20 protein-coding genes are annotated in these 23,039 nt (G+C 42.7%); 12 read left to right on the top strand and 8 right to left on the bottom strand.

Annotation, left to right across the window (positions count from 1 at the left end; translation table 11 throughout):
• Positions 1-88 precede the first annotated feature (88 nt).
• Positions 89-1,354, bottom strand: coding sequence for a LuxR family transcriptional regulator (locus BGP76_RS13080; RefSeq protein ID WP_158584274.1), 1,266 nt, complete (start codon positions 1,352-1,354; stop codon positions 89-91).
• A 450-nt stretch (positions 1,355-1,804) separates the two neighbouring features.
• Between BGP76_RS13080 and BGP76_RS13075 the strand changes: the two genes are divergently transcribed.
• A complete protein-coding gene (locus BGP76_RS13075) occupies positions 1,805-4,729 on the top strand; it encodes an FAD-binding and (Fe-S)-binding domain-containing protein (RefSeq protein WP_119845036.1) in 2,925 nt (974 codons plus the stop codon).
• Here the strand turns inward: BGP76_RS13075 and BGP76_RS13070 are convergent.
• Complete coding sequence (locus BGP76_RS13070) at positions 4,726-5,538, bottom strand: arylamine N-acetyltransferase (protein WP_119845035.1); 813 nt, start codon at positions 5,536-5,538, stop codon at positions 4,726-4,728. The genes BGP76_RS13075 and BGP76_RS13070 overlap by 4 nt on opposite strands.
• 211 nt (positions 5,539-5,749) lie before the next feature.
• Between BGP76_RS13070 and BGP76_RS13065 the strand changes: the two genes are divergently transcribed.
• The 3 genes from BGP76_RS13065 to BGP76_RS13055 all read left to right on the top strand — a co-directional run bounded on the left by BGP76_RS13065 (position 5,750) and on the right by BGP76_RS13055 (position 8,858).
• The gene (locus BGP76_RS13065) at positions 5,750-6,658 is read left to right on the top strand and encodes an SDR family oxidoreductase (protein WP_119845034.1); all 909 of its coding nucleotides are present in this window, start codon (positions 5,750-5,752) and stop codon (positions 6,656-6,658) included.
• Between the two features lie 158 nt (positions 6,659-6,816).
• Complete coding sequence (gene rpoN / locus BGP76_RS13060; RefSeq protein WP_119845033.1) at positions 6,817-8,250, top strand: RNA polymerase factor sigma-54; 1,434 nt, start codon at positions 6,817-6,819, stop codon at positions 8,248-8,250.
• The gene (locus BGP76_RS13055; protein ID WP_119845032.1) at positions 8,250-8,858 is read left to right on the top strand and encodes a PA-phosphatase; all 609 of its coding nucleotides are present in this window, start codon (positions 8,250-8,252) and stop codon (positions 8,856-8,858) included. The genes rpoN and BGP76_RS13055 overlap by 1 nt, the downstream gene beginning before the upstream one ends.
• On the opposite strand, the gene BGP76_RS13050 is transcribed toward BGP76_RS13055, so the two are convergent.
• From BGP76_RS13050 to BGP76_RS13030, 5 genes are all read right to left on the bottom strand, one after another.
• Positions 8,855-9,556: an outer membrane beta-barrel protein gene (locus tag BGP76_RS13050; protein ID WP_073123942.1), complete on the bottom strand. Its 702-nt coding sequence runs from the start codon at positions 9,554-9,556 to the stop codon at positions 8,855-8,857. The two genes, BGP76_RS13055 and BGP76_RS13050, sit on opposite strands and share 4 nt — an antisense overlap.
• Before the next feature lie 92 nt (positions 9,557-9,648).
• Positions 9,649-10,371, bottom strand: a complete 723-nt coding sequence (locus BGP76_RS13045; protein ID WP_119845031.1) for a tyrosine-protein phosphatase — start codon at positions 10,369-10,371, stop codon at positions 9,649-9,651.
• Complete coding sequence (locus tag BGP76_RS13040) at positions 10,371-12,755, bottom strand: tyrosine-protein kinase (protein ID WP_119845030.1); 2,385 nt, start codon at positions 12,753-12,755, stop codon at positions 10,371-10,373. Before BGP76_RS13040 ends, BGP76_RS13045 begins: the two co-directional genes overlap by 1 nt.
• Positions 12,756-13,523 carry a polysaccharide biosynthesis/export family protein gene (locus BGP76_RS13035; RefSeq protein WP_245816851.1) on the bottom strand — a complete coding sequence of 256 codons (768 nt, stop codon included), beginning with the start codon at positions 13,521-13,523 and terminating at the stop codon, positions 12,756-12,758.
• 99 nt (positions 13,524-13,622) lie between these two features.
• Complete coding sequence (locus BGP76_RS13030) at positions 13,623-14,729, bottom strand: glycosyltransferase family 4 protein (RefSeq protein ID WP_119845029.1); 1,107 nt, start codon at positions 14,727-14,729, stop codon at positions 13,623-13,625.
• A gap of 77 nt (positions 14,730-14,806) precedes the next feature.
• Here BGP76_RS13030 and hflX point away from each other — a divergent pair, with 77 nt between their 5' ends.
• The gene (hflX, locus tag BGP76_RS13025; RefSeq protein ID WP_119845028.1) at positions 14,807-15,976 is read left to right on the top strand and encodes a GTPase HflX; all 1,170 of its coding nucleotides are present in this window, start codon (positions 14,807-14,809) and stop codon (positions 15,974-15,976) included.
• Here the strand turns inward: hflX and BGP76_RS13020 are convergent.
• Positions 15,973-16,554: an FISUMP domain-containing protein gene (locus tag BGP76_RS13020; protein WP_084190591.1), complete on the bottom strand. Its 582-nt coding sequence runs from the start codon at positions 16,552-16,554 to the stop codon at positions 15,973-15,975. The genes hflX and BGP76_RS13020 overlap by 4 nt on opposite strands.
• 256 nt (positions 16,555-16,810) lie before the next feature.
• Here BGP76_RS13020 and BGP76_RS13015 point away from each other — a divergent pair, with 256 nt between their 5' ends.
• The 7 genes from BGP76_RS13015 to BGP76_RS12985 all read left to right on the top strand — a co-directional run bounded on the left by BGP76_RS13015 (position 16,811) and on the right by BGP76_RS12985 (position 23,039).
• Positions 16,811-17,479, top strand: coding sequence for a hypothetical protein (locus BGP76_RS13015; protein WP_073123955.1), 669 nt, complete (start codon positions 16,811-16,813; stop codon positions 17,477-17,479).
• A gap of 7 nt (positions 17,480-17,486) precedes the next feature.
• Positions 17,487-18,359 carry a geranylgeranylglycerol-phosphate geranylgeranyltransferase gene (locus tag BGP76_RS13010; protein WP_119845027.1) on the top strand — a complete coding sequence of 291 codons (873 nt, stop codon included), beginning with the start codon at positions 17,487-17,489 and terminating at the stop codon, positions 18,357-18,359.
• Between the two features lies 1 nt (position 18,360).
• Entirely contained in the window at positions 18,361-18,942 is a 582-nt protein-coding gene (locus tag BGP76_RS13005; protein ID WP_119845026.1) for a phosphoribosylglycinamide formyltransferase, read from the top strand.
• Positions 18,943-19,017: 75 nt separating this feature from the next.
• On the top strand, positions 19,018-20,544 hold the full coding sequence (gene purH, locus BGP76_RS13000; protein ID WP_119845025.1) for a bifunctional phosphoribosylaminoimidazolecarboxamide formyltransferase/IMP cyclohydrolase: 1,527 nt from the start codon (positions 19,018-19,020) through the stop codon (positions 20,542-20,544).
• Positions 20,545-20,650: 106 nt separating this feature from the next.
• The gene (locus BGP76_RS12995) at positions 20,651-21,679 is read left to right on the top strand and encodes a rod shape-determining protein (protein ID WP_073123963.1); all 1,029 of its coding nucleotides are present in this window, start codon (positions 20,651-20,653) and stop codon (positions 21,677-21,679) included.
• A gap of 3 nt (positions 21,680-21,682) precedes the next feature.
• Positions 21,683-22,531, top strand: a complete 849-nt coding sequence (gene mreC / locus BGP76_RS12990) for a rod shape-determining protein MreC (RefSeq protein ID WP_073123965.1) — start codon at positions 21,683-21,685, stop codon at positions 22,529-22,531.
• On the top strand, positions 22,524-23,039 hold the full coding sequence (locus BGP76_RS12985) for a hypothetical protein (protein WP_073123967.1): 516 nt from the start codon (positions 22,524-22,526) through the stop codon (positions 23,037-23,039). The genes mreC and BGP76_RS12985 overlap by 8 nt, the downstream gene beginning before the upstream one ends.

The following is a 23,039-nucleotide window of genomic DNA, read 5'->3' as shown; positions in this document are numbered from 1 at the left end:
AACAGGATCAGCCTACACCATAGGGATAGTTCTGTACCTATCCCATGGGATAGTTTTTTATAAAACACCCCATACGGCTCTTAAAGAGCTATTTCAATTTAACCACATATTTGAGTGCTTCTTTGCGATTGGACACGCCTAGTTTTTGATAGACGTTCTTGAGATGAAACTTGACGGTGCTCAGTGTGACGAATAGCGCATCCGCGACCTCTTGATTGGTCTTACCTGTCATACTACTTTGCAGCACTTCGTACTCACGATCGGTTAGTGGATTGACCAGCTTGGCATTGAACATGTCTAGGGCAATATCCAAATCAATTTTGGCTGGGCCACTGAGGAGTTCTACATATCTACGCTGCAACTCTTCCATTCTTAACTTCTGCTCGAGCTTATCTGACTGTGCTTTTTTTGCTTTGATCCAAAACAATAATCCCCCAATCAGAAGAACCATCAGTACCCCACCAATCAAAACAGCGATTTGCCAGCGTGCCTGTGTTAGACTCGCCAGTTTCAATTCGTTTTCTAATGTGAGCTTTTCTATTTTAGACTCCTTGAGAGAGGTTTCATACTTGGCTTGAAGATCATTGATCTGAAGCGACTTTTCGGTATTGAATATCTTTTGTTGCAGTTCATATTGCTGCTTCTGATATTGGTAGGCTTGTCGATAGTCTTGTTTGGATTCGTACACCTTCTTCATCAGCTCATAGAGGTAGATTTCGTCCTGTTCAAAATGATGATCCATCACGAGTGCAAGTGCACGTCGAGAGATCGCCAAACTTTTTTCATTTTGCCCCTCCAGATGATAGTTCTCCGCAAGGTTCAAGTAGGCGTGTATCACACCAGAGGTATAACCGATCTCCTTAAAAATCCCCAGAGCCTGCCGGTAATTTGTCTCAGCTAGTTCATACTTACCTAGCATCGAATAGACCGTACTGGTATTGAGCAGCGTGTTGGCATAACCTTCTTTTTCACCTATATGCTTAAATAAACCAGCCGCTTGATCATAGCGATCAAGTTCCTCATCGGTTTTGTTTTCATATCCATCGAGCATCCCGAGATTATTGAGTGCATGCGCCCAGCGGAGGGTATCTCTATAGCTCTTGGCTAGAGATTCCAGTTGCATGTAGTAGGTTCTTGAGGTGACATAATCCTCCTGATACATGAAATCAATCCCCAGATTGTTATACCCATCCATAATACAGATTGTATCCTTATTGGATCGTGCCAAATCTAGTGCTCTGATGGAGTAGGCTACTGAGCTATCATATTGTGCTTTGTAGCTGTAGGCTATCGACCGTAGGTTATAGACCCATGCCTTTAAGGAATCGTTTGGATGCAAGTCGAGCGTTTTCATGATTTGATCTGAAACAATCAGTGCTGAATCAGGTTTCGACTCGGTTAACTGTTTTCCTATTTGGAGGAGTATGATACTATACGCCCCACTTTCAGATTCATAGTTAGTAAGAATGCTTCGCAGGGAATCTAAATCAGAATATCCTCTGCTAGTCAATGAGGTCATCGACAGGTACAAGAGCATCATGCAAGTACATAATCTCGCCATAATGGTTTAGCTAGGTTTCAAGGTTTCTTACTTCGAAATTAACCCAAAAGCACACATATCCCTAGTGGACAGGTACAAAAGCCTACAGGTTGAAAGTGTATTCAAATACAAACGGGGTTGAAATACCCTCTGAATGACATGAATTTTGTGATTACTTCATGGGTATGAAATGCTGCAAGTTTTATGCATTATTTTGACTGTTTTGCATGTATAGATTCCGGCTAATATCATATTTTTGCGACCATGAAAAATGCACTGGGGAAATTGGCGAATACGCTAAAAGGGGATTTGTTTGTAGATGAGACGTTGCGTACGCTGTATGCTACGGATGCGTCGGCGTATCGTGAGCTTCCTCTCGCAGTAGCTATGCCTATCGACAAGGAGGATATTCGTCTCCTGATTCAGTTTGCCAATGAACACAACACCTCGCTGATTCCTCGTACGGCTGGTACTTCTCTGGCAGGACAGGTGGTCGGAAATGGTATCGTAGTGGATGTGTCTAAGCATTTTAATCAAGTGCTGGAAGTCAATCCAGAAGGAAACTGGGTGAGACTTCATCCAGGTGTAATCCGCGACGACCTCAACCGTCACTTGAAGCCCTTTGGGATGTTCTACGGGCCAGAAACCTCTACCGCCAATCGTGCGATGGTCGGAGGCATGGTTGGTAACAATTCCTGTGGATCGAACTCTGTGGTCTACGGTAGTGCCCGTGAACATTTGTTAGAAGTAACGGGCTTTTTGTCAGACGGTAGTGAGGTGACCTTTGGGGCGGTGAGTCAGGAAGGTTTTACAGCGAAAGCAGCGGAGGATTCTCTAGAAGGACAAATCTACCGTGAGATTAATTCTCTTTTGGAGCCTGCGGAGGTACGCGAAGAGATCGCCAAGGAATTTCCCAAACCGAGTATTCCTAGAAGAAATACAGGCTATGCAGTGGATTTATTGGCTATTAACCAACCGTTCGAAAGTACAGGTGAGCCATTTAACTTCTGTAAACTGATCGCGGGTTCTGAGGGGACTTTGATGTTTATCACAGAACTGAAGCTCAATACCCTGCCTTTGCCTCCCAAGAACAAAGCCTTGGTATGTATCCACTGCAACGACATCAATGAGTCGCTATTGGCCAACTTGGTCGGACTAAAATATGAGCCTCACGCCAGTGAGCTGATCGATGACATCATCCTTCAGTGTACCAAAGAAAATATAGAACAGCAGAAGAATCGCTTTTTTGTCCAAGGTGATCCAGGTGCGATACTCGTAGTAGAGCTAGCTGCAGAAAATGACGAGATGCTAGACCAAAAGTGTGAAGCGATGATCGCTGAACTCAAAAAGGATGGACTCGGTTATCATTATCCTATTTTGAAAGGCGGAGATATAGGCAAAGTCTGGAATCTCAGAAAAGCAGGACTTGGTCTCTTAGCCAATATCCCTGGAGATGCTAAGGCTCAGCCTGTGATCGAAGATACGGCGGTGGACGTGCAAGACTTACCAGAGTATATTCGTGAGTTTAATGAGACTTTGGCTCAGTATAATCTGAACTGTGTGCACTATGCACATGCTGGGTCTGGGGAGCTGCACCTGCGTCCAGTACTCAACATGAAGACCGAAGAAGGTCACCGGATGTTCAGGGTAGTGGCGGAAGAAATTTCTCGTTTGGTCAAAAAATATCGAGGCTCTCTCAGTGGGGAGCATGGAGACGGCCGTCTTAGAGGGGAGTTTATCCGGGAGCAGATAGGAGAAAAAAATTATCAATTGATCAGAGCGGTCAAGAAATCTTGGGATCCAAAAGGGATTTTTAATCCTGGGAAGATAACTGACACGGCAAAGATGGACGAGTTCCTAAGGTATGAGCCGAACCAGCCAGACCCAGAGATCAAGACTTATTTTAACTGGGACAAAAGCAAAGGAATCCTACGTGCAGCAGAGCTGTGCAATGGTTCAGGTGATTGTCGAAAATCTGAAGGGAGTGGAGGCACGATGTGTCCTAGTTTCATGGCTACCCGAAACGAAAAAGATACGACTCGTGCCCGTGCCAATATGCTGCGAGAAGTACTCACTCATTCTGATAAACTCAACAAGTTTGACAGTGTGCAGATCAAAGAGGTGATGGATTTGTGCCTGTCATGTAAGGGATGTAAATCGGAGTGTCCTTCTAATGTGGACATGGCTAGACTCAAGGCGGAATTTGAGCAGCAGTACTATGATGCTAACGGGATGCCACTAGCCAAACGCATGATGGGTGAATACGACCTCAGTATGAAAATGGCCTCTTTGGTGCCATGGGCATACAATGCGGTTTTTAAAAACGCATTGACTGGAAAACTGGGGAAAGCCCTTATGGGTGTACATGAGGACAGGTCTATGCCTCTCATGCCAAAGAGGACTATGAGTGCTTGGTTTAAGAAGAATAGATCAAAACTCAAGAGCCAGCAGTCTGATAAGAAGTTGTACCTATTCTTTGATGAGTTTACAAACTATCTGGATGCAGAAATCGGAATCACCGCGATACAGCTCTTGGACGAGCTGGGCTTTAATGTTATGCAGTTAGATCATGACCAGTCTGGGCGTGCGTTGATCTCCAAGGGTATGGTGCGAAAGGCAAAAAAAGTAGCCAACAAGAATGTCAATATACTTCATGGTAAAATCTCTTCGGAGACTCCTTTCGTCGGGATAGAGCCTTCTACGATTTTGACATTACGGGATGAGTATCCAGATCTCTGTGATGTAGAGTTGAAGCAAAAAGCGACCGAAGTAGCAGACGCTTGTTTGACCATCGAGGAGTTTTTGTCACGTGAGTTTAGGAGAGGAAATATTGATGCTTCGCATTTTACCACGGAGAGTAAGCAGCTCAAAGTACATGGGCATTGTCATCAGAAGGCCTTGTCGTCAGTGATTACACTAAAAGACACTTTGTCCATTCCTGCCAACTTTGAGGTAGAAGTCATTCAGTCAGGTTGCTGTGGAATGGCGGGATCGTTCGGGTACGAAAAGGAACATTATGAAACCTCTATGAAGGTCGGTGAATTGGTGTTATTCCCCGCTGTGCGCACGGCTACTGAGGAGACGATCATCTCTGCGCCAGGGACGAGCTGTCGTCATCAGATCAAAGATGGTACAGGCAAAGTGGCACTTCACCCTGTGGAGGTGCTTTATCAGGCATTGAATCGCTAGAAGTTCATCTCATAGGTGATGCCAAAATGCTGCTGGAGTAGTGAGCAGAATTCATCGTGATTTAGAATGTCCTGCTCCTGTTTTTCGCCTAGTCGTTGTGTGATCAATTTTTTATCTGTTAGTATGATTCGACCATCTGGTTTGGCCTGAGAGATGATGTTTTGTTTGGTGAAATGCGACTTTGGGTTGGTCTGATGATAATGGCACATATCGATGAATTCTACCAATTGATATGCTTTTTTGCTAAACACATATTGCGGATCAAACTGTAGCGAATCTTCAGACTTAGAGAGTGTGTAGTCTTCATCAGCGTTTTTATCTATCCTGAAGTAGCGGGTATAGTCCATTTGTAGTTCTCCGGGGTGTATGACCTTCGGAGAACTAAAGGAATCGCCAAACCCAACGTCACAGAGGTAGATATTGTCATCTAAGTAGACTAGCAGTGCGGCATGATCTAGCACTGAGCCTAAGTTGCCCTGCCGGTCGTAGACTTGCGCTCCTATTAGATGTACCTCGAACCCTAGTGATTGTAGCAAGCAATAGAAAAAACCATTGAGCTCATAACAGAACCCCCCACGTCTTTTGATTAGAATCTTTTCATTCAGGTGTTTGATGTCCAATATGATTTCCCTTCGCATAGAAATGTCAAGATTCTCGAAAGGAATATTCATTAGATGATTTCGGTGGAGCAGTCTGAGATACCTCAGGGATGGTTTGAGTTCGCGAGGAGTTCGTATTCGAGCGAGGTATTGGCTAATCTCTTGTTCGCTTAGTTTGGGCTTTTGTCTTTTTAGATAACCTGTCGACATTTTTTTAGATAATTTTCGAGCAACTAGAATCCTTTGTCCGAACAAGAATAGCTTTTCCCTATCAAAGATTTTACTCCTCGGCTTGTTTTATTTGGTTCGGAAAATGCCCGACTAAATAGGGTTGGGAACTCCTTTTTAGTATCCTATAATGATATTTTATCTAAGTTTACATTCGTAAATTTATCTAAGTATACAGAAGAAAATCTAGAGGATGAAAGTATTGATAACAGGTGCAAATGGGCTTTTGGGACAGAAGTTGGTCAAACTCCTCTTGGACAAAGGAGAAGAGGTCATCGCCACTTCGCACGGAAAGAGTCGGTTGGACTACCTAGAGCAGTCATTCGAGTATGCACGGATGGATATTACGCAGCAGGCCGAGGTGCTAGAGGTGATTCAGTACTATCAGCCAGATGTAGTGGTCAATACAGCTGCTATGACTAATGTTGATCAGTGTGAGACTGCCCGCGAAGAATGTCGTCAACTCAATGTGGATGCGGTGCAGTACTTGGTAGATGCGTGTCGTTTATCGGGTAGTTTTTTGGTGCACTTGTCCACGGACTTTATTTTTGATGGAGAGGCGGGGCCTTATACGGAGAATGATCCAGCTAAACCATTGAGCTACTATGGGCAGAGCAAATTGGATGCGGAGACTATCGTGCAGGATAGCGGTATTGACTGGTCTATACTTCGGACAGTATTGGTCTATGGGATTACTCCTGGGATGAGTCGCTCCAATATCGTGCTTTGGGTCAAGAGCAGCCTAGAAGAAGGCAAAGAACTAAAGATTGTAGATGATCAGTGGCGTACGCCGACCTTGGCGGAGGATCTAGCGATGGGCTGTTATCTATCAGCAACCAAAAGAGCGCAGGGCATTTTTAATATCTCAGGAAAAGACATGCTGACTCCCTACGACATGGCAATGAAAACCTGTGACTATTTCGAGTTGGATAAGGCTAAGATTACGAAAGTAGACGGTTCTACCTTTACACAAACAGCAAAGAGACCACCCAAGACAGGGTTTGTGATCGAAAAGGCTCGACTGGTGCTGGGCTATGAACCCGTTAGCTTTGACGAAGGAATACAGATTTTGGATACTCAGGTACGTGATTTGGCGGTCTAACCGCGCTGATATTGTTCCTACATGAGTTAGTGTGAGTTTTTCTCTATTGAGTCAAATGATTTTTTTGAGTAAAAATCCTCTTGTCAAAATCCGTTGGCGTTACTTCTTTTAATGTGAAATAGAATAAATTTGGTGGATTCATCTAAAAGTAATTATTCATGCAAAAATTAGGATTAATACAATTCCTCGGTCAGAAACTGTCGCCGCAACAGATACAGTTCATCAAGCTGCTACAGGTGCCTACTGCTGAGTTGGAGGCAAGAATAAAAGAAGAAATGGAGGTCAACCCTGCGTTAGAGGAAGGCAAGGATGATGACGAGGAAGTGAGTAACGAAGAAGAACGTGCTGAGAACACCGATAGCGATGAGCTCAATGTCGATGACTACCTCAATGAGGATGATTATGCAGGATATAAAATGCAAGGTGATGGCAATCACCAAGAGGAAGAACGAGAGATGCCCATCTCCTCAGGGACTTCTCTTCAGGATCAACTGATTGTACAGTTGGGTTTTTTGAAGTTAGATGAGACCCAAGAAATCATAGGACGACAGCTTATTGGTAGCATAGAGTCCGATGGCTATATTCGACGTGATCTTGAAGCGATTATGAACGATCTGGCTTTCTCTCAAAATATTGAAACAAGCTTGGAGGAGTTGGAAGAGATTCTAACCAAGATACAAGGGTTTGACCCAGCGGGCATAGCTGCGCGATCACTCCAAGAGTGTCTGATGATACAGTTGGAGAAAAAAGAAGTGCATGGTGATGAGGTTGATCTAGCACTAAAAATAGTGGGGAGCTGTTTTGAGGAGTTTACTAAAAAGCACTATGATAAAATCATCAAAAAACTAGATATCACGGATGAGGCACTCAAAGATGCCATTCATATGATCACAAAGCTCAACCCAAAACCTGGTGGGACGAACGATAGTTTGGTGAGAATACAGTACCTGCTGCCAGATTTTATATTGACGAACGATGACGGCAAGTTGGAGTTGACTTTGAACTCTAAGAATGCCCCAGAGCTCAAAGTTAGCCGCTCATATTCGGACATGTTTCAGTCCTATCACAAGAGTGACAAGAAGGACAAGAAACTCAAAGAGACGGTGTCTTTCGTGAAGCAAAAGCTAGATGCGGCCAAGTGGTTTATTGACGCTGTGAAGCAGCGTCAGCAGACTTTGCTCAACACCATGAATGCGATCATCAAATATCAATATGATTTCTTTTTGGATGGAGATGAGTCTAAGCTGCGACCGATGATATTGAAGGATATCGCCGAGATCATTGGGATGGATATTTCGACGATTTCTCGTGTAGCGAATAGCAAATCTATCCAGACGGAGTTTGGGATTTTCCCACTCAAATATTTCTTCTCTGAAGGAATCGCTACGGACTCTGGCGAAGATGTAAGTAGCAGAGAAGTCAAGTTAAAACTGAAGACTTTTATCGAGAACGAGGACAAGTCTAAGCCTTTGTCGGATGACAAATTAGAAAAACTCCTGAAGGCTGAGGGGTACAATATTGCGCGCCGTACGGTAGCGAAGTACAGAGAACAGCTCAATTTGCCAGTAGCAAGATTACGAAAGGAGTTATAGTGAGAGATAAGGTTAGCCAAATCGTCTCTCATTTGTTTCATCCATTGCTGATGCCGACGCTGACTTTTTGTTTGTTGTTTGCATTTGCTCCACACTTGATACAACCTATCTCGTTGATGACACTCCCGTTTTTGTTCGTCACGACATTTGTGATCCCGATGATTAGTATTTCTATTCTTAAAGTTTCGGGATCGATCAAAAGTCTACGAATGGAGGACAGAGAAGAGCGCATGGTGCCCTTTGTTTTTATCACCTTGTTTTTTATGATGACGACCTATTTGTTTATCTATAAAGTAGGCGTCAACCAGATCGTGGGGGTGATTTTTTTGTCTACTACACTATTACTCATCTTGTTGACTTTAGTGACTTCTCGTTACAAAATCAGTATTCATGCTGCAGCGTTAAGTGGTGTGTGTGGTTATTTGCTTGCGCTGTGCTGGAGGTACCCGAACGGTATGTTGGTCTATCCTTTGATTGTGACGCTGATTGTCGCAGGAGGGGTGATGAGTGCTCGGCTTCAGCTCAATGCTCACCGAGCGCATGAGGTCTTAGCAGGCAGCCTACTAGGGCTATTGACCTGCTTTGCTGCTCTTTATTGGTTTATTTAGAAACCAGAGATAGAGACACCGATTGTGGAGTAGGTGATATCCTCTCCATCCAAAGGACCTCTGCTCGTAAATACAGGAGTGAAATACTGCTTGTAGAAGATACTAAAGCTACCCCAGCCTATTCTAGCCTGTGCTCCAAGTCTTAGTTTTGAAGTCCCTTGATCACCTTTTTCTTTGATTTTTCTGGTTTTTCCATCTAAATCATACTTTACTTTCGTTTTTTGATCGAAGATGATACCAGCCATACCTCCTACGGAGATGAAAGGGCTCGCTTTGTGGTCGTTACCTGTGATGTTGAACCTAAACTCCATAGGGATCTCGGCATAGTTGAGACTGTACTGAGCCTTGGTATAGCTCCAATCATCATCAACGTCTTCATATTTGTCTCCTAAGAAGTCGCCATTTTTTGATCCTAGTTTGTCTAGGCTTACGCCAATCCCAGGCCTAAATTCTATTTTCTTACTGAGTTCAAAAGGTTTTACGAAGTATATAGCAACCGATTTAGATCTCCACCAGTGGGTATCGCTCCAGTAGCCTGGTTTACCGGTCATAAGGTTGAATCCAAAATCCACCATCAATTCACCAGGTAGTTCAGGTGTTTTTTTGGTCACTTCTTCGCTCAACTGAGCATTTGCTTCTATATGTAAAGTAAGGAGAAGTGTGAGTGCTCCTAGGATAACTGTGATTCTATTCTTCATTTGCTTGATTTAAAGCCTTTCGATTTTCGACTGGCAAAGATAGATGAATTTTGAAATTATAAGTTTTCAGCGGTGTTTATCTATGCCTAGTATTACAATGAGTTGTTGAGTAGTGAAAGTTGCCCTGCCTTCTTGAAATATTTTGTTTTCATGGCCTTTTGATAATTGGCTAGGTGTTGATCATGGTGGATATCAGATCCGATGAAGTGTACTTGCCCTTGTTTGACAAGGTGCTCAGCTGTTTTTTTTGCTTCTTTGGAGTAATAACCAATGAAGGAGCTGGAATTGATTTGTAGTTTGACACCCATATCGATGATGGGTTGGATCAGACTGTAGTTTTCTTGGAGGTACTGATATCGCTCTGGATGAGCTAGGATAGGGGTGAACCCCTTTGCTCGTAGTTTAAAAAACACCTCTTCTAATTGCAGAGGTTTGTTCATAAAAGCTGTTTCTACCAGTATGTATTGGTTGCCAAAGGTGAGTAATTCTGTGTCGTCATCAATCGCTGCGATGAACCAATCGTCTATATAGTATTCTGCTCCTGCTATTACTTTAGCCTTAATATCGGCCTCTGTGAGCCGCTGATTTAACTCTTCTACTCCAGCTAAGATTGTCTCAGGCTTATTGGGATAGTAGTCGTTGATGATGTGTGGTGTCGTTATGATTTTGTTAACACCTAATGCATAGAGCCCTTGAATAATATTTAATGATTGCTCCCAAGATTTTACTCCATCATCGATCCCTGGGATGAGGTGTGAATGGAGATCTGTATGAATTGAGACTTGTGGTTTTCGATGGTTAAACCAATTGATCATTATGATTTTTTTCTAAAGAAGCTTCTTTTTTTAGATTTAACGGTTTCTTCATAGTAGCCTGATGTGCCACCTGAGCCGTATCCATAGCCATAGGTTCCTTTGTTACTAGCGGAGTTGAATATGACGGACATGTTATGAAATTTGTTGTTTCTAATCAGTCCGTGTACAGACTTAAGGTAGGATCGTTTAGAATAGTTGGCACGAACTACATAGAGCGGAAGGTCACTTTTCTTCATCACAAGTATACCATCGGTCACTAGTCCTACTGGTGGTGTGTCTAACATGATGATGTCAAACTTTTCTTTTAGTTCAGATATAAATTCATCGTACCGTTTGCCGAGCAATAGTTCTGAGGGGTTCGGAGGTGTCGGGCCAGCACTGATATAGTGCAGATCTTCTACTTCGGTCGTATTGAGACATTCATCAACCGTGTTTTTGCCGATGAGAATGGTACTAACACCTTTGCTCGTTTCTTGTTTTCCGAAAGCCAAGTGAACCTTAGGCTTACGCATATCTAGATCGATGACTACCACTTTGAGTCCTGAATAAGCAAATATGGCTGCTAGATTGACCGTGATAAAAGTTTTCCCTTCTCCACTAACTGTAGAAGTGATGGAGATGATTTTCCGGCCATTGCCAGAGGACATGAACTCCATGTTGGTACGGATAGATCGCAGTGCCTCACTCATAGATGACTTAGGGTTGTTAGATACCACAAGTCTAGTCGTAGGGAGTTTTTCTGCCCTATACTTTGGCACTACGCCGAGTAGTGGAGCCATTAGGTGTTTTTCGAGCTCGCGCGAGTTTGAAATTTTGTCATCACTGATGTAAGCTATCGCGCCAAATAGAAAACAAATCACTAAACTGATGATTGCGCCAGCACCATAGATGATTAATTTTTTTGGCTTTATTGGTTCGTTGGGCATGGAGGCTGGAGAGAGAATAACAAAGTTGGTGACAGTACCTGCCTTGGCAATCTCTAGCTCTATCTTGCTGTGGATGAGAGAGAAATAAAATTCTTCTTGTAAGGAATGAAGCCTGCGGTTTTTGTTGTAGGAGGTTCCCATAGAAGGGAGTTCTGCAAAGTTACTTTCAAGGAATTTGCGTTTTTCGGCCAGCTCTTTTTGCGTCGAGATTAGGTTGTCCAGATAAGAGGTAAGTCTAAATTTTGCAGAATTTTGGCTGATTTCTAACCTTTGATTTAAACGTTGTATGACTTGTGTGTTCTCGTTGTAACTTTCGAGTTTTAGCATTCTTTCATTTTTCAGCTTGTTGTAGTCGACCAACAACTGCATGATTTCTTTGGGCATGTCTACTGGGCTGATAGGGGTGCCCTCCTCTAGTTGCTCGGAGGCTAGTTCGATGGCAGTGATTTGATTTCGGATTTTGAAACGCTGCGAGTCGAGTTGATTAAGTAACTGAATGGTATTGTTCAGGTCTCTGGACAAGTCTGTGGTTCGGTTTTGGATGGTGAACTTCTCAAAGTAGTCTTCATATTGTTCTAATTCGACTTGTGTTTTTTTCATCTGTCGATCAAGGAAAGAGATTTTTTGCTCTACTGCCAGATTTTTGGCCGCCTTAGTGAAGTTCAGATATATCGTGTCTATTGCTTGGAGTAGACTTTTTGCTTTGTATTTGTTAGGGTCAGAGAGGGCTATTTTTATGGTGTTTGCGTTGAAGTTAATAGGCTCTACGACGATGTTTTTTTGAAAATAATTAATCAGAGCATCTTCACTATTGATGATGAAATAGAACTCTACAAGGTTCTTTTGTGATGCAAAATTGCTGGTCTTTTGGATGGTGAGTTCTCCAAGTCTGTGGGAGATCATTTCTCCAAACTTGTATTTGGGCCTCCCTTCTGTCTGATCATGATCTAGGCTGAGATAAAAATGGTTGTCCCCTACAAATTCTATGTAGATACGGCGGTCTAGTAGCTCTGGGCTCAGTTCATTGTACAATACCTGAAATGGAGAGTTGCCGTAACGCTCATCTGAGAGGTGGCTTCTTCCTGGGCGGAAATAAGACACATCCATGCCCACGGCATTAACTACTTGACTAGCAAATAATCTAGATTTCAGAATTTCTATTTCCCCAGAAAGTCCTTTGATGTCTTGATCCATTGGGTTTTGTATCCCCAATATGCCAGCCTCACTTTTGATGTCGAGTTTTAGAATAGACTCGGAGCTATAGATGGGCTTGGTATAGCGGACATAGAGTACGGTACTGGCGTTGATGAGTAATAGAATGAGTAGCATCCAGATGACGTTTTTGACAAAAACCTGCTTGATTTTGTCAAAATCCAAATCATCAAGTGGTGAGCCACTACTATCAGCGTTCTGATTGTTGGTTTGGTTGAGGACGTTATGTTCTGGCGAAAAATTCAATTATTTTAGGTTTTGAAGTACCAATACGAGTGCTAGGGTACTACTGAGCAAGCTTAGAACAGGTGCAATGTCTTTGGTAGCCTGTAGCCATGGTCTTCTCCATGGTTCGATATATATGACATCTCCAGGTTCCATGTTGATCATGGTGTCGGTCATTCCATGGATAGTGCTCAGGTTGATTTGGTACACTTCGGGCTTGTTGAGAGCACCTCTGATTATTTTAATGTTTTGCGCTTTCGCTCCTAACTCTAGACCTCCCGCGAGTGCTAAAACCTCGAGTAAACTCATATTTTCATTGGTGAGAGGGATGAGTTGACCACCTACAGCACCGAGAACGATGACTCTTTTATTGCTGTAGCTTAGCTTGACAAAAGCGTCTTTATAGTACTCGTCGAAACGTTCTTCTAGAAGTTTTTCCGCTTGGTTGAGGGTTAGGCTATCTAGGTGTATTTGTCCGACAATGGGTATCTTGACTGTGCCATCTTTTTGTACGAGATAGGAAAGCTCTTCACGCATACGCTGGTTGTTGCCCGTCATGCCTTGTTGCAGTTCGTTGTTAGGATCAATGAGTCGCTCACCTTTGTTGGTGTATACATCTATCTCTAAGTAGTCGTTGGTTTGGATGACGTAGTTGCGCTCAGCATGGAGTATGGCTGTTGATAGTTGAGCTTCGGAAAATTTCGAATCCAGCTTGAACATAATGTCTTGCTTGTATGCCTTGCAGGAGCATAAAAAGGCGAGTAAGATCAATGTTATGGTTTTGTTCAAGTACGTGTCAATTTTGTAGTGTGCAATTTTATTAAATGCCCTGAAGTACAGCAAATAAAAGGAGTAATATACCTGAGAATAGCTACTTCTTTTCTCTTCTTAGGAGAGAATCTTGTATGTCTCGGTTAGATAATGATTTATAATGATCGATTCATCAAATTTTTTCTCCACCAGTTTTCGGCCTGCTTCCCCCATTTCTACGAGTGTGTCATGGTCTAGGGAGAGCATTTTTTCTAGCTTTTTTTGTAGATCTGTAGTGTTTTTGACCATGCACAAATATCCGTTTTGTCCATCGATGATGACTTCTCTGCATCCAGGTACATCCGTCGTGACGATAGGCTTACTCATGGCGGAGGCTTCTAGTAGTGTCTTTGGGGTCCCTTCTCGGTATGAGGGGAGTACGACACAGCTGCAGGGCTCTATGGTCGCCTTGACTTGATCACTGGTGCCTAGGTAGCTTACAGATCCATCGTCTATGTAAGTCTGAAGAGTACTGGCACTGAGGCCTCTAGCATGACCTTCATCGAGTTGCCCCAGTAGCTGGAAGGTGACTTCAGGGTGTGTTTTTTTGAGTTCCCGAGCAGCATCTAGGTATTCAATGATTCCTTTGTCTAAGATTAGACGTGCAATCATGAGGAAGGTAAATGGGGTAGTAACCAGCTCCTGTTCAGATTTGAATTCGGATAGATTAATACCCGACCCTGGTAGTAGTTTTGTTTTGAGTCTAGGTAGCTTAATTTGATCGGTAAAATCCTTTCTGTCGTCTTGATTTTGAAAGAAAACTAATTCGACTTTTTGGAAGGCTTGTCTATAGAGAAGCTTGGCTATACGAGGGGTGATTCCTTTGTTTAGAAATACAGTACCTAAACCGCTAACATTGTTGATGACTGGGATGCTGAGTGATTTAGCAGCCATTGATCCATAGATGTTTGGTTTGACGGTGTACTGGTAGATGATGTCAGGTTTTTCTTCTCGATAGATTGTCTTGAGTTGAGTGTATAGTTTTAGGTCTTTGATGGGGTTAGAACCCGTATTGTTCATGGTGACGTCTCGGTAGATGCACCCCATGTCGATGAGTCGTTGGGAGAATTCATCTTTAGGTGCCACGGCAATGATTGTATGACCTTGTGCCAAGAGTACTCTGATCAGTCCTGACCTAAAGTTGTATATATTCCAAGACGTATTGACGGTAATGGCAATTCTCATGAATGGATTCTTCAAGGATTTGATGTAAAACTATACTAAATCCAGATAATTGATGAATTTTGTAAAAAAATCAAAGAATGGGAGATTATTATCTAACAGAGAAGGAGACAGAACGAGCGGTGTTAGTGGCATTGTCACCACAGAAACAATCTGAGGAGAAAACACAAGAGTATTTAGACGAGCTGGAATTCCTAGCAAGTACGCTGGGTATAGAGACTTCTAAGACCTTCGTGCAAAAGTTAGATAAGCCAGACATTCGGAGTTTTGTAGGGAAAGGTAAGTTGGAGGAGATTCATGCCTATGTGGTAGATCGTGAGATTAATATTGTGATCTTCGATGATGACTTGACGCCATCGCAGTTGCGTAATTTGGAGCGTGATCTTGAGGTTAAGATTTATGATCGTAGTTTGTTGATTCTTGATATTTTTCTCAAAAGAGCAAAAACGGCTCAGGCAAAGACTCAAGTGGAACTAGCGAGATATCAATACCTCATGCCTCGATTGACTAGAATGTGGACGCACCTAGAGCGTCAGCGTGGAGGGACTGGTACCAGAGGTGGAGCAGGCGAAAAGGAGATAGAGACGGACAGAAGGATGATTCGGGATCAAATTGCCGTTTTGAAAAAGAAGCTGGAGAAAATAGATAAGCAAGGAGAGACTAGGAGAAAATCTAGAGAGGGTGTAGTACGCGTAGCATTGGTGGGGTATACCAACGTGGGTAAGTCTACTATTATGAAGATGCTCTGCAAGGAAGAAGAAATATACGCCAAGGATGAGCTTTTTGCGACGGTAGATTCTACGGTCAGAAAAATAGTGATCAATACCGTGCCTTTCTTGTTGTCAGATACGGTTGGGTTCATTAGAAAACTACCTCATAACCTGATAGAATCGTTTAAGTCTACCTTGGAGGAAGTGAGAGAAGCAGATATTCTCCTACACGTAGTTGATATTTCTCATCCATCATTCGAAGAACAAATGACGGTGGTGAATGATACCTTGACTGAGCTAGGTGCTGGGGATAAAGAGATGATCGTGGTTTATAACAAGATAGATCAACTTGGATCTCCTGAAGAAGGAGGCTTTGATTTTTCGTCTGGTATAGACACGACCTCTACGAGTAAAACCAATATATTTATATCGGCAGTGAAAAAACAGAATGTAGCGGAGTTTAGAAGGGTGCTCTTTGAGAAAGTCAAAAAGCACCACTTACAGATATATCCTAATTACTTAGCACCAGACTACTATTAGTAGTCCTTTACGCATCTACAGCTGTTCATATTACGCGCACTGATTACATCGTGTGATACTTCGTCATAGTCAGCATAAAGCGATATCAAACCTGCAGTCCTTTTATCACCGAGTTCTGCATCCCAGAGATGGGCAGTTTTGCTGATGTCACTAAACTGACCCTCTACGTTTGAGAAGCCCCCCATAATGATGCCTAGATTGCTGGAACCACCCTCTTTGAGGTGCTTTCCTGCAGTCTTGTATCCGCCATAGGCGATCATGAGTTCTTGCCATTCGAGCTGAGTAGAGAGATGCCAGTTTTCTGGACATGCAGATTTAGCATCTACCCAGTTGTACAAACGACCGAACTTGCCACAGTAGGCGGGGTAGTTCTTGTAACAGACCGAATTTTCCATTTCAAAATTCAGGTTTTCGGCCATCCATTCTCTTTCGATAAAAATCCCACCTTCTAGTTCGATTTGTAGTTTCACAGTCTTATACACTTTTCCGTCACGAGCATCGGTCATCGTACTCATCTCTTGGCCGTAGGAGCTTAGTGTGGTTGTGAAAATTATCAGCAACAGTAATAATTTTTTCATAGGATTTAATTGAGTTCTCTTATTTAGGTATAATTCCAGTTCTTAATAATTTGAATTATGCTAAGTATAGTTTTACGTAGCACGCCCAAAAATATAAAATTTTCTAGCAATCTGTGGTGATTTTGTGCTTTCTTGGGTTCTAGCTTAAATTTAAGCGATAAAATAGCACATTTCGAAGTGTATTTTCACCTTAAGCTATGCTAAATTGCATGGATCGATGAACTACACACCATTGACGACCAAAAAAACATAGCTGATGACAGACGAAAGTTCAAGCTCTCATAACCCTATAATTACCTTGGTTGTAATTACACTGTCCATCGTTGCGCTTCACCTTTCGGTAATTAATACGCATACGGAAGAAAAGGTGACCCACCAACGTGTAATTATAGACGAGGAGGGGAATGTGCAGCCTATAGAAAATTACAGTTTATTCATAGACAGCGGAAAGACAATTAACCAGCCTCACAAGGTTAAAATACTCAAGACCAAACCTGAGGCAAAGCTCAAACCTGTGAAGGATCTGAATACAGATTCTTTGTTTTATGCAGAACTGATGCGACAATCTCCAGAGTACGGCTCTCCCGTCAAAAAGACAATCATTCGGTACTATGTTAAAGATAAAGACGCAGACAAGGTGTATGGATTGGAAAAGTATGGGTTTTATATCCATGAGAGGCCTTCTCCTTTGCGAGCGAGCGATCAATCCAACGCCATGTACGTGGGAGACTCTGTGAGTAATGCCGATGTGTTACTCGTCGGTTACACTCTGATTCGTGCGGGTTTGGAGATTAAGACCATTTCTTTTTCGAGAGCGCACGCTGGATGGAAGTCGAATTCAATAGAAATAGGTACAGATACTACCGCTACGGATTTGCCTCCACTGACCTTGAGCGACCTCAAGCAGGACTGGGGCAATATGTAGGATATATATGCCAATCAAATCTCATTTTAGATTACTAATCGATGCGCTCAAACTGAGCCGTGTCAATAATCTTTTCATCATCGGATGCACGCAGTACGCTGGAGCGGTGTTTGTGCTCGGGCGCAATCAAAATCCATTCGACCTATTGATGGATGCTCGATTGCTCGGATTGGTAGTAGCGACTATGATTGTAGCGGCCAGCGGATACTTTATCAATGACTACTACGATATTAAAATAGACCTCATCAATAAGCCCAATAAAGTGATCGTTGGGAAAAATATCAAGCGAAGACCTGTAATGCTGGCTCACCTTGGTATGAATACCACTGGTATATTACTAGGTGTATGGGTGTCGGTATGGGTGGGGTTGGTTAATTTGGTCTGTGCGGTATTGCTATGGTGGTATTCGAATCAGTTGAAAAGACTACCTTTTGTGGGGAATTTTGTCGTGGCACTGATGACCGCAGCGACATTGCTGGTATTAGGCGTGTTTTACCAGCGGTTTGATTTGTTGCTTTTTGTGTATGCCTTTTTTGCCTTTGGGATTACATTGATTCGTGAGGTGATCAAGGATATAGAAGATATGGAGGGAGACGAACGATTCGGTGGTGCAACATTACCTATAGTCATAGGTATGAGGAAAACAAAATATGTGTTATATGTACTCATGGTGGCTTTCTTTTTTGCGCTGTGTTACTTTTTGTATCGTTTGGCCAGTTTGGAAATGACCATTTATTTTTCAATCATGGGGTTGTTTTATGTTCACTTTATTGGACTACTGGTACGCGCGGATACAAAAATTGCCTTCACGCGTTTGAGTAATTATTGTAAGTGGCTTATTGTTGCAGGCATATTCAGCATGGCTATTCTTTATATATAATATGGGCAAGATAAAAATCGCAATATTCGCATCTGGTAGTGGTTCTAACGCCGAGCAAATCACAAATTATTTCTCAGGTCATGACCTGATAGAGGTCGTGCTCATCTTGTCTAATAAACCTACTGCCTATGTGCTAGAGCGAGCTGCCAAACTGAGGGTTCCTTCACAGGTTTTCGATCGTCCGACATTTTATCAAAGCGAGAACGTGTTAGATAGTTTACGTACGCATGAGGTAGACTACATCGTGCTGGCGGGTTTTCTTTGGTTAGTTCCCCAATATTTGATAGAAGCCTACCGTGAGAAGATGATCAACATTCATCCGGCTCTCTTGCCTAAGTATGGAGGGAAAGGTATGTATGGAGATCGGGTGCACCGTGCAGTGATAGCGGATCAGGAGACCGAAAGTGGGATCACGATTCATCTCGTAGATGAGGTGTATGACAATGGCCGGATACTGTGTCAGGAGCGTGTCAGTTTAGTAGCAGATGACACGCCTGATAGCCTTGCCGAAAAAATTCACGAATTAGAATACGCTTATTTTCCTAAAGCTATCGAGTCTTATCTTCTAGAACATAAAGGCTAGGGAATCTTTAGAGAGAACACTATGCGTCTGTCAATTAAATAAGTAGCTTTGCAGCTTATTTTTTAAGCAGAGAAAATGGGTTCTAAAAAAATCAAATCCGCACTTATTTCAGTCTTTCACAAAGACAATTTAGATCAGTTGGTTAAAGTTTTGGCTGACAATAATGTTCAGCTTTATTCTACAGGAGGTACGCAAAAGTTCATCGAAGATTTGGGTATAGCCGTGACACCTGTCGAAGAGATCACAGACTATCCGTCTATATTTTCTGGTCGTGTCAAAACACTTCATCCTAAAATTTTCGGAGGTATTCTAAATCGTCGAGACAATGAAAGTGACAAAGAAGAGAAAGCGACGCATAGCATTCCAGATATTGATTTGGTCGTAGTGGATTTGTACCCATTCGAAGCTACAGTGGCTAGCGGAGCACCCGAAGCAGAGATTATAGAGAAGATAGATATCGGAGGGATTTCGCTCATTAGAGGTGCGGCTAAGAATTTTAATGACGTACTGATCGTTTCGTCAATGGAGCAGTATGCAGAAACAGTTGATATACTTTCTGCTCAAAACGGAGAGACAACTTTAGAACAGAGGAAGAGATTTGCTACCAAAGCATTTGATATCTCATCTCACTACGATAGTGCGATATTCAATTACTTTAATCAGGGAGGCCAAGAGGATGTTTTCAAAGAAAGTATTCGTCAGGCATCTCCATTGAGATATGGAGAAAACCCTCATCAGCAGGGTGCTTTCTTTGGGGATTTGAATGAACTGTTTGACAAACTGAACGGTAAGGAGCTTTCTTACAACAATCTCGTCGATGTAGACGCTGCGGTTAACCTCATTAGAGAATTTGAAGGAGAGACAGCGTTTGCAATCATCAAGCATACTAACGCTTGTGGTGTTGCCAAAGGGACATCAGTAAAGGAGGCCTATCTTAGGGCATTATCATCTGATAATATTTCGGCCTTTGGTGGAGTGCTTGTTACCAATGCGAAAGTAGACATGGCTGCTGCAGAAGAAATTAACAAGTTGTTTTGTGAGGTGCTTATCGCTCCAGAGTATGACGAAGAGGCCGTAACGCTTTTGAAGTCTAAAAAGAATAGAATTATCCTCAAGATCAAGCCTGTTGCTACGAACAAGAAGCAATTCAAGACGCTTCTTAATGGTGTGATCATGCAAGATGCAGATCTGAAAACCGATGTAGCGGAAGATCTGAAAACAGTAACTAAAACAGCACCTACGCAGGAGCAAGTGGAGGCCATGCTTTTTGCATCTAAAGTCTGTAAGCATACCAAGTCTAATACGGTGGTGTTTGCGAACAAGGACATGATGCTATCGAGTGGGACTGGTCAGACCTCTAGAGTCGATGCACTCAACCAAGCGGTAGAAAAAGCGGCAACTTTCGGGATGGAGCTAAAAGGAGCTGTGATGGCATCCGATGCATTTTTCCCATTCCCAGACTGTGTTGAATTTGCAGACAATGCAGGAGTAGTAGCGGTGATTCAGCCTGGTGGATCGATTAAGGATCAACTGTCAATCGACTACTGTGACGAGCACGGAATGGCGATGGTCATGACAGGTACGAGGCACTTTAAGCATTAAGGAATACAAATAATATATTCGTAGTTGTATAATGTTGATTGAGAGTTAAATTGTGCGTAATTTGTCACAATCCACTCAATATAAAATTTTTGATTAAGCTATCAGTATGGGATTTTTAGATTTGTTTTCGAGCGACATTGCCATTGACTTGGGTACCGCTAACACGTTGATTATTAGTAGAGGACAAGTGGTTGTAGACGAACCTTCAATTATTGCTATCGATAAAGCTAAAAATAAGGTGTTGGCTATCGGGCGTGAGGCCATGCAGATGCATGAAAAAACGCATGAAAGCATAAAGACCATACGTCCTCTCAAAGACGGTGTGATCGCAGATTTTCAGGCAGCTGAATCTATGATCCGTGGTATGATCAAAATGATCGACAAGGACAAAAGAAGATTGTTTCCTGTTTCACATCGAATGATTGTCTGTATCCCATCAGGTATTACCGAAGTGGAAAAAAGAGCAGTAAGAGACTCGTGTGAGCATGCAGGCGCCAAAGAAGTATATATGATCCATGAGCCAATCGCCGCGGCGATTGGGATAGGGATAGATATTGAAAGACCTGTTGGTAGTATGATTGTAGATATTGGAGGGGGGACGACAGAGATTGCGGTGATTGCCCTGTCGGGTATCGTATGTGATCAATCGATCCGTGTAGCGGGAGATGCTTTCAATAAGGATATTTTGGATTACATGAGACGTCAGCATAACCTGCTCATCGGTGAGCGAACTGCTGAGAAAGTGAAAATCAATGTGGGTTCAGCTCTAACAGAGTTGGATGAGGGACCTGAGGATTTTGATATCCGAGGTAGAGATTTGATGACAGGGATTCCTAAAGTGATCAAATTATCTTATTCAGAAGTGGCGTTTGCAATTGACAAATCGGTTTCTAAAATAGAAGAGGCTGTGCTCAAAGCACTAGAGATAGCACCACCAGAGTTGTCGGCAGATATCTATGACAATGGGATCTACCTAACGGGCGGAGGAGCTTTGCTCAGAGGGCTAGACAAGCGTCTGGGACTGAAAACAAAACTGCCGATACACATCGCAGAAGACCCGCTAAAGGCCGTCGTAAGAGGTACTGGTGAGGCGCTTAAAAACATCGAAGCTTTCAAGGCTGTATTAATGTCATAGTAAATGAACAGACTCCTTCAGTTTCTATTCAAGTATAGAACACTACTGGTGTTCATTGTCTTGGAGGGAATCTGTTTTTTCGTGATTGTTAAAAGCAACAGCTACCATAGTGCGACGTATTTTACTTCGTCAAATCAGGTGGCTGCATCCTTATATAAAACGTCTTCGTCGGTCACCAATTATTTTTCTCTCCTAGAGCGAAACAATGAATTAATAGCAGAGAATGCTATGCTTCGTCAGCAGCTATTGGATTTTGGAGATACTTCGACCTTGCCTTTGATTACTGCCGTGACAGATACTTTGGATAGCAGTATGGTTACTCAAACTCCCGCGCTACATGCACGTGTGATAGACAACTCCGTTTTCTTCCGAAACAACTACTTGACGATTGACCGAGGGCTGGCTGATGGCGTGAAAGAACGCATGGGCGTGATCAGTTCTAATGGTATCGTGGGCCAGGTTAAATATGTCTCGGAGCACTATGCGACCGTGGTGTCGTTGTTACATGGACGGGCGATGATTTCTGCCAAACATGGCTTGTCCAATGGGCTCTGTACGATTTCATGGAGTGGCGAAGATCCAGAGTATGCCGATATAGAATATTTCCCAAGGCACATTGCGCTTAATGTGGGGGACTCTATTGTGACTTCTGGGTACAATTCGATCTTTCCAGAAGGGGAGTTGATAGGTACAGTGAGTGAAGTGCACTTAGAAGACCAAGCGACTTTTTATGATGCACAGATTAAGCTAGCTACTGATTTTTACAGACTGAAACATGTCTATTTGCTGTCTTTGCCAGACAAAATGGAAATAGATTCTTTGATCCAAATAACGACTCGAGAGGATGGGTAGATTTAGAGTTTTCGAGGGGTTACTGGGTGTTTTCTTGCTCTTACTAGGGCAGGTATTGTTGTTCAAGAACATGGTGCTCTTTGACGTAGCTTTTTGTTTTGGTTATTTGATGATCTTGCTGTTGATCCCTGTAGACACTGGAGCTATTATTCAGCTCATATTGGCATTCATCGTGGGTATGATTGTCGATGTTTTTTATAATACGCTAGGTATGCATGCTGCGGCTTGTTTGGGTTTGGTGTATCTAAAAATGTACTGGTCTCGAGTGATGACACCTAGTGGAGGCTATGATGCGGGAGCCAAAATCAATATCCGAAATCAAGGTTTTCGATGGTTTGTGATGTTTGCCTACCCTTTGATATTGATTCATAGTTTACTGATATTCTTTATAGAGGCAGCAGGGTTTTCGATGTTTTGGAAGACACTTAGTACTGCATTTTATACCTCTCTGTTTACGTTAGCCATGATATTGATTATTCAGTATTTGTTTTATCGAAAGATCAAATAG

Source organism: Reichenbachiella sp. MSK19-1 (assembly GCF_003590315.1).
Taxonomy (GTDB): Bacteria; Bacteroidota; Bacteroidia; order Cytophagales; family Cyclobacteriaceae; genus Reichenbachiella; species Reichenbachiella agariperforans.
The sequence above is the reverse complement of the archived record's forward strand: the minus strand, read 5'-3'. Positions and strand labels throughout refer to the sequence as shown.

What these genes read in the sequence shown, in the direction of transcription:
- BGP76_RS13010 (WP_119845027.1), top strand. Translation starts at nt 17,487, where the DNA reads ATGCCAATCAAATCTCATTTTAGATTACTAATCGATGCGCTCAAACTG.
- purH (WP_119845025.1), top strand. Translation starts at nt 19,018, where the DNA reads ATGGGTTCTAAAAAAATCAAATCCGCACTTATTTCAGTCTTTCACAAA.
- BGP76_RS13030 (WP_119845029.1), bottom strand. Translation starts at nt 14,729, where the DNA reads ATGAGAATTGCCATTACCGTCAATACGTCTTGGAATATATACAACTTT.
- BGP76_RS13050 (WP_073123942.1), bottom strand. Translation starts at nt 9,556, where the DNA reads ATGAAGAATAGAATCACAGTTATCCTAGGAGCACTCACACTTCTCCTT.
- BGP76_RS13005 (WP_119845026.1), top strand. Translation starts at nt 18,361, where the DNA reads ATGGGCAAGATAAAAATCGCAATATTCGCATCTGGTAGTGGTTCTAAC.
- hflX (WP_119845028.1), top strand. Translation starts at nt 14,807, where the DNA reads ATGGGAGATTATTATCTAACAGAGAAGGAGACAGAACGAGCGGTGTTA.
- mreC (WP_073123965.1), top strand. Translation starts at nt 21,683, where the DNA reads ATGAACAGACTCCTTCAGTTTCTATTCAAGTATAGAACACTACTGGTG.
- BGP76_RS13065 (WP_119845034.1), top strand. Translation starts at nt 5,750, where the DNA reads ATGAAAGTATTGATAACAGGTGCAAATGGGCTTTTGGGACAGAAGTTG.
- BGP76_RS13075 (WP_119845036.1), top strand. Translation starts at nt 1,805, where the DNA reads ATGAAAAATGCACTGGGGAAATTGGCGAATACGCTAAAAGGGGATTTG.
- BGP76_RS13080 (WP_158584274.1), bottom strand. Translation starts at nt 1,354, where the DNA reads ATGAAAACGCTCGACTTGCATCCAAACGATTCCTTAAAGGCATGGGTC.
- rpoN (WP_119845033.1), top strand. Translation starts at nt 6,817, where the DNA reads ATGCAAAAATTAGGATTAATACAATTCCTCGGTCAGAAACTGTCGCCG.
- BGP76_RS13015 (WP_073123955.1), top strand. Translation starts at nt 16,811, where the DNA reads ATGACAGACGAAAGTTCAAGCTCTCATAACCCTATAATTACCTTGGTT.
- BGP76_RS13045 (WP_119845031.1), bottom strand. Translation starts at nt 10,371, where the DNA reads ATGATCAATTGGTTTAACCATCGAAAACCACAAGTCTCAATTCATACA.
- BGP76_RS13070 (WP_119845035.1), bottom strand. Translation starts at nt 5,538, where the DNA reads ATGTCGACAGGTTATCTAAAAAGACAAAAGCCCAAACTAAGCGAACAA.
- BGP76_RS12985 (WP_073123967.1), top strand. Translation starts at nt 22,524, where the DNA reads ATGGGTAGATTTAGAGTTTTCGAGGGGTTACTGGGTGTTTTCTTGCTC.
- BGP76_RS12995 (WP_073123963.1), top strand. Translation starts at nt 20,651, where the DNA reads ATGGGATTTTTAGATTTGTTTTCGAGCGACATTGCCATTGACTTGGGT.
- BGP76_RS13020 (WP_084190591.1), bottom strand. Translation starts at nt 16,554, where the DNA reads ATGAAAAAATTATTACTGTTGCTGATAATTTTCACAACCACACTAAGC.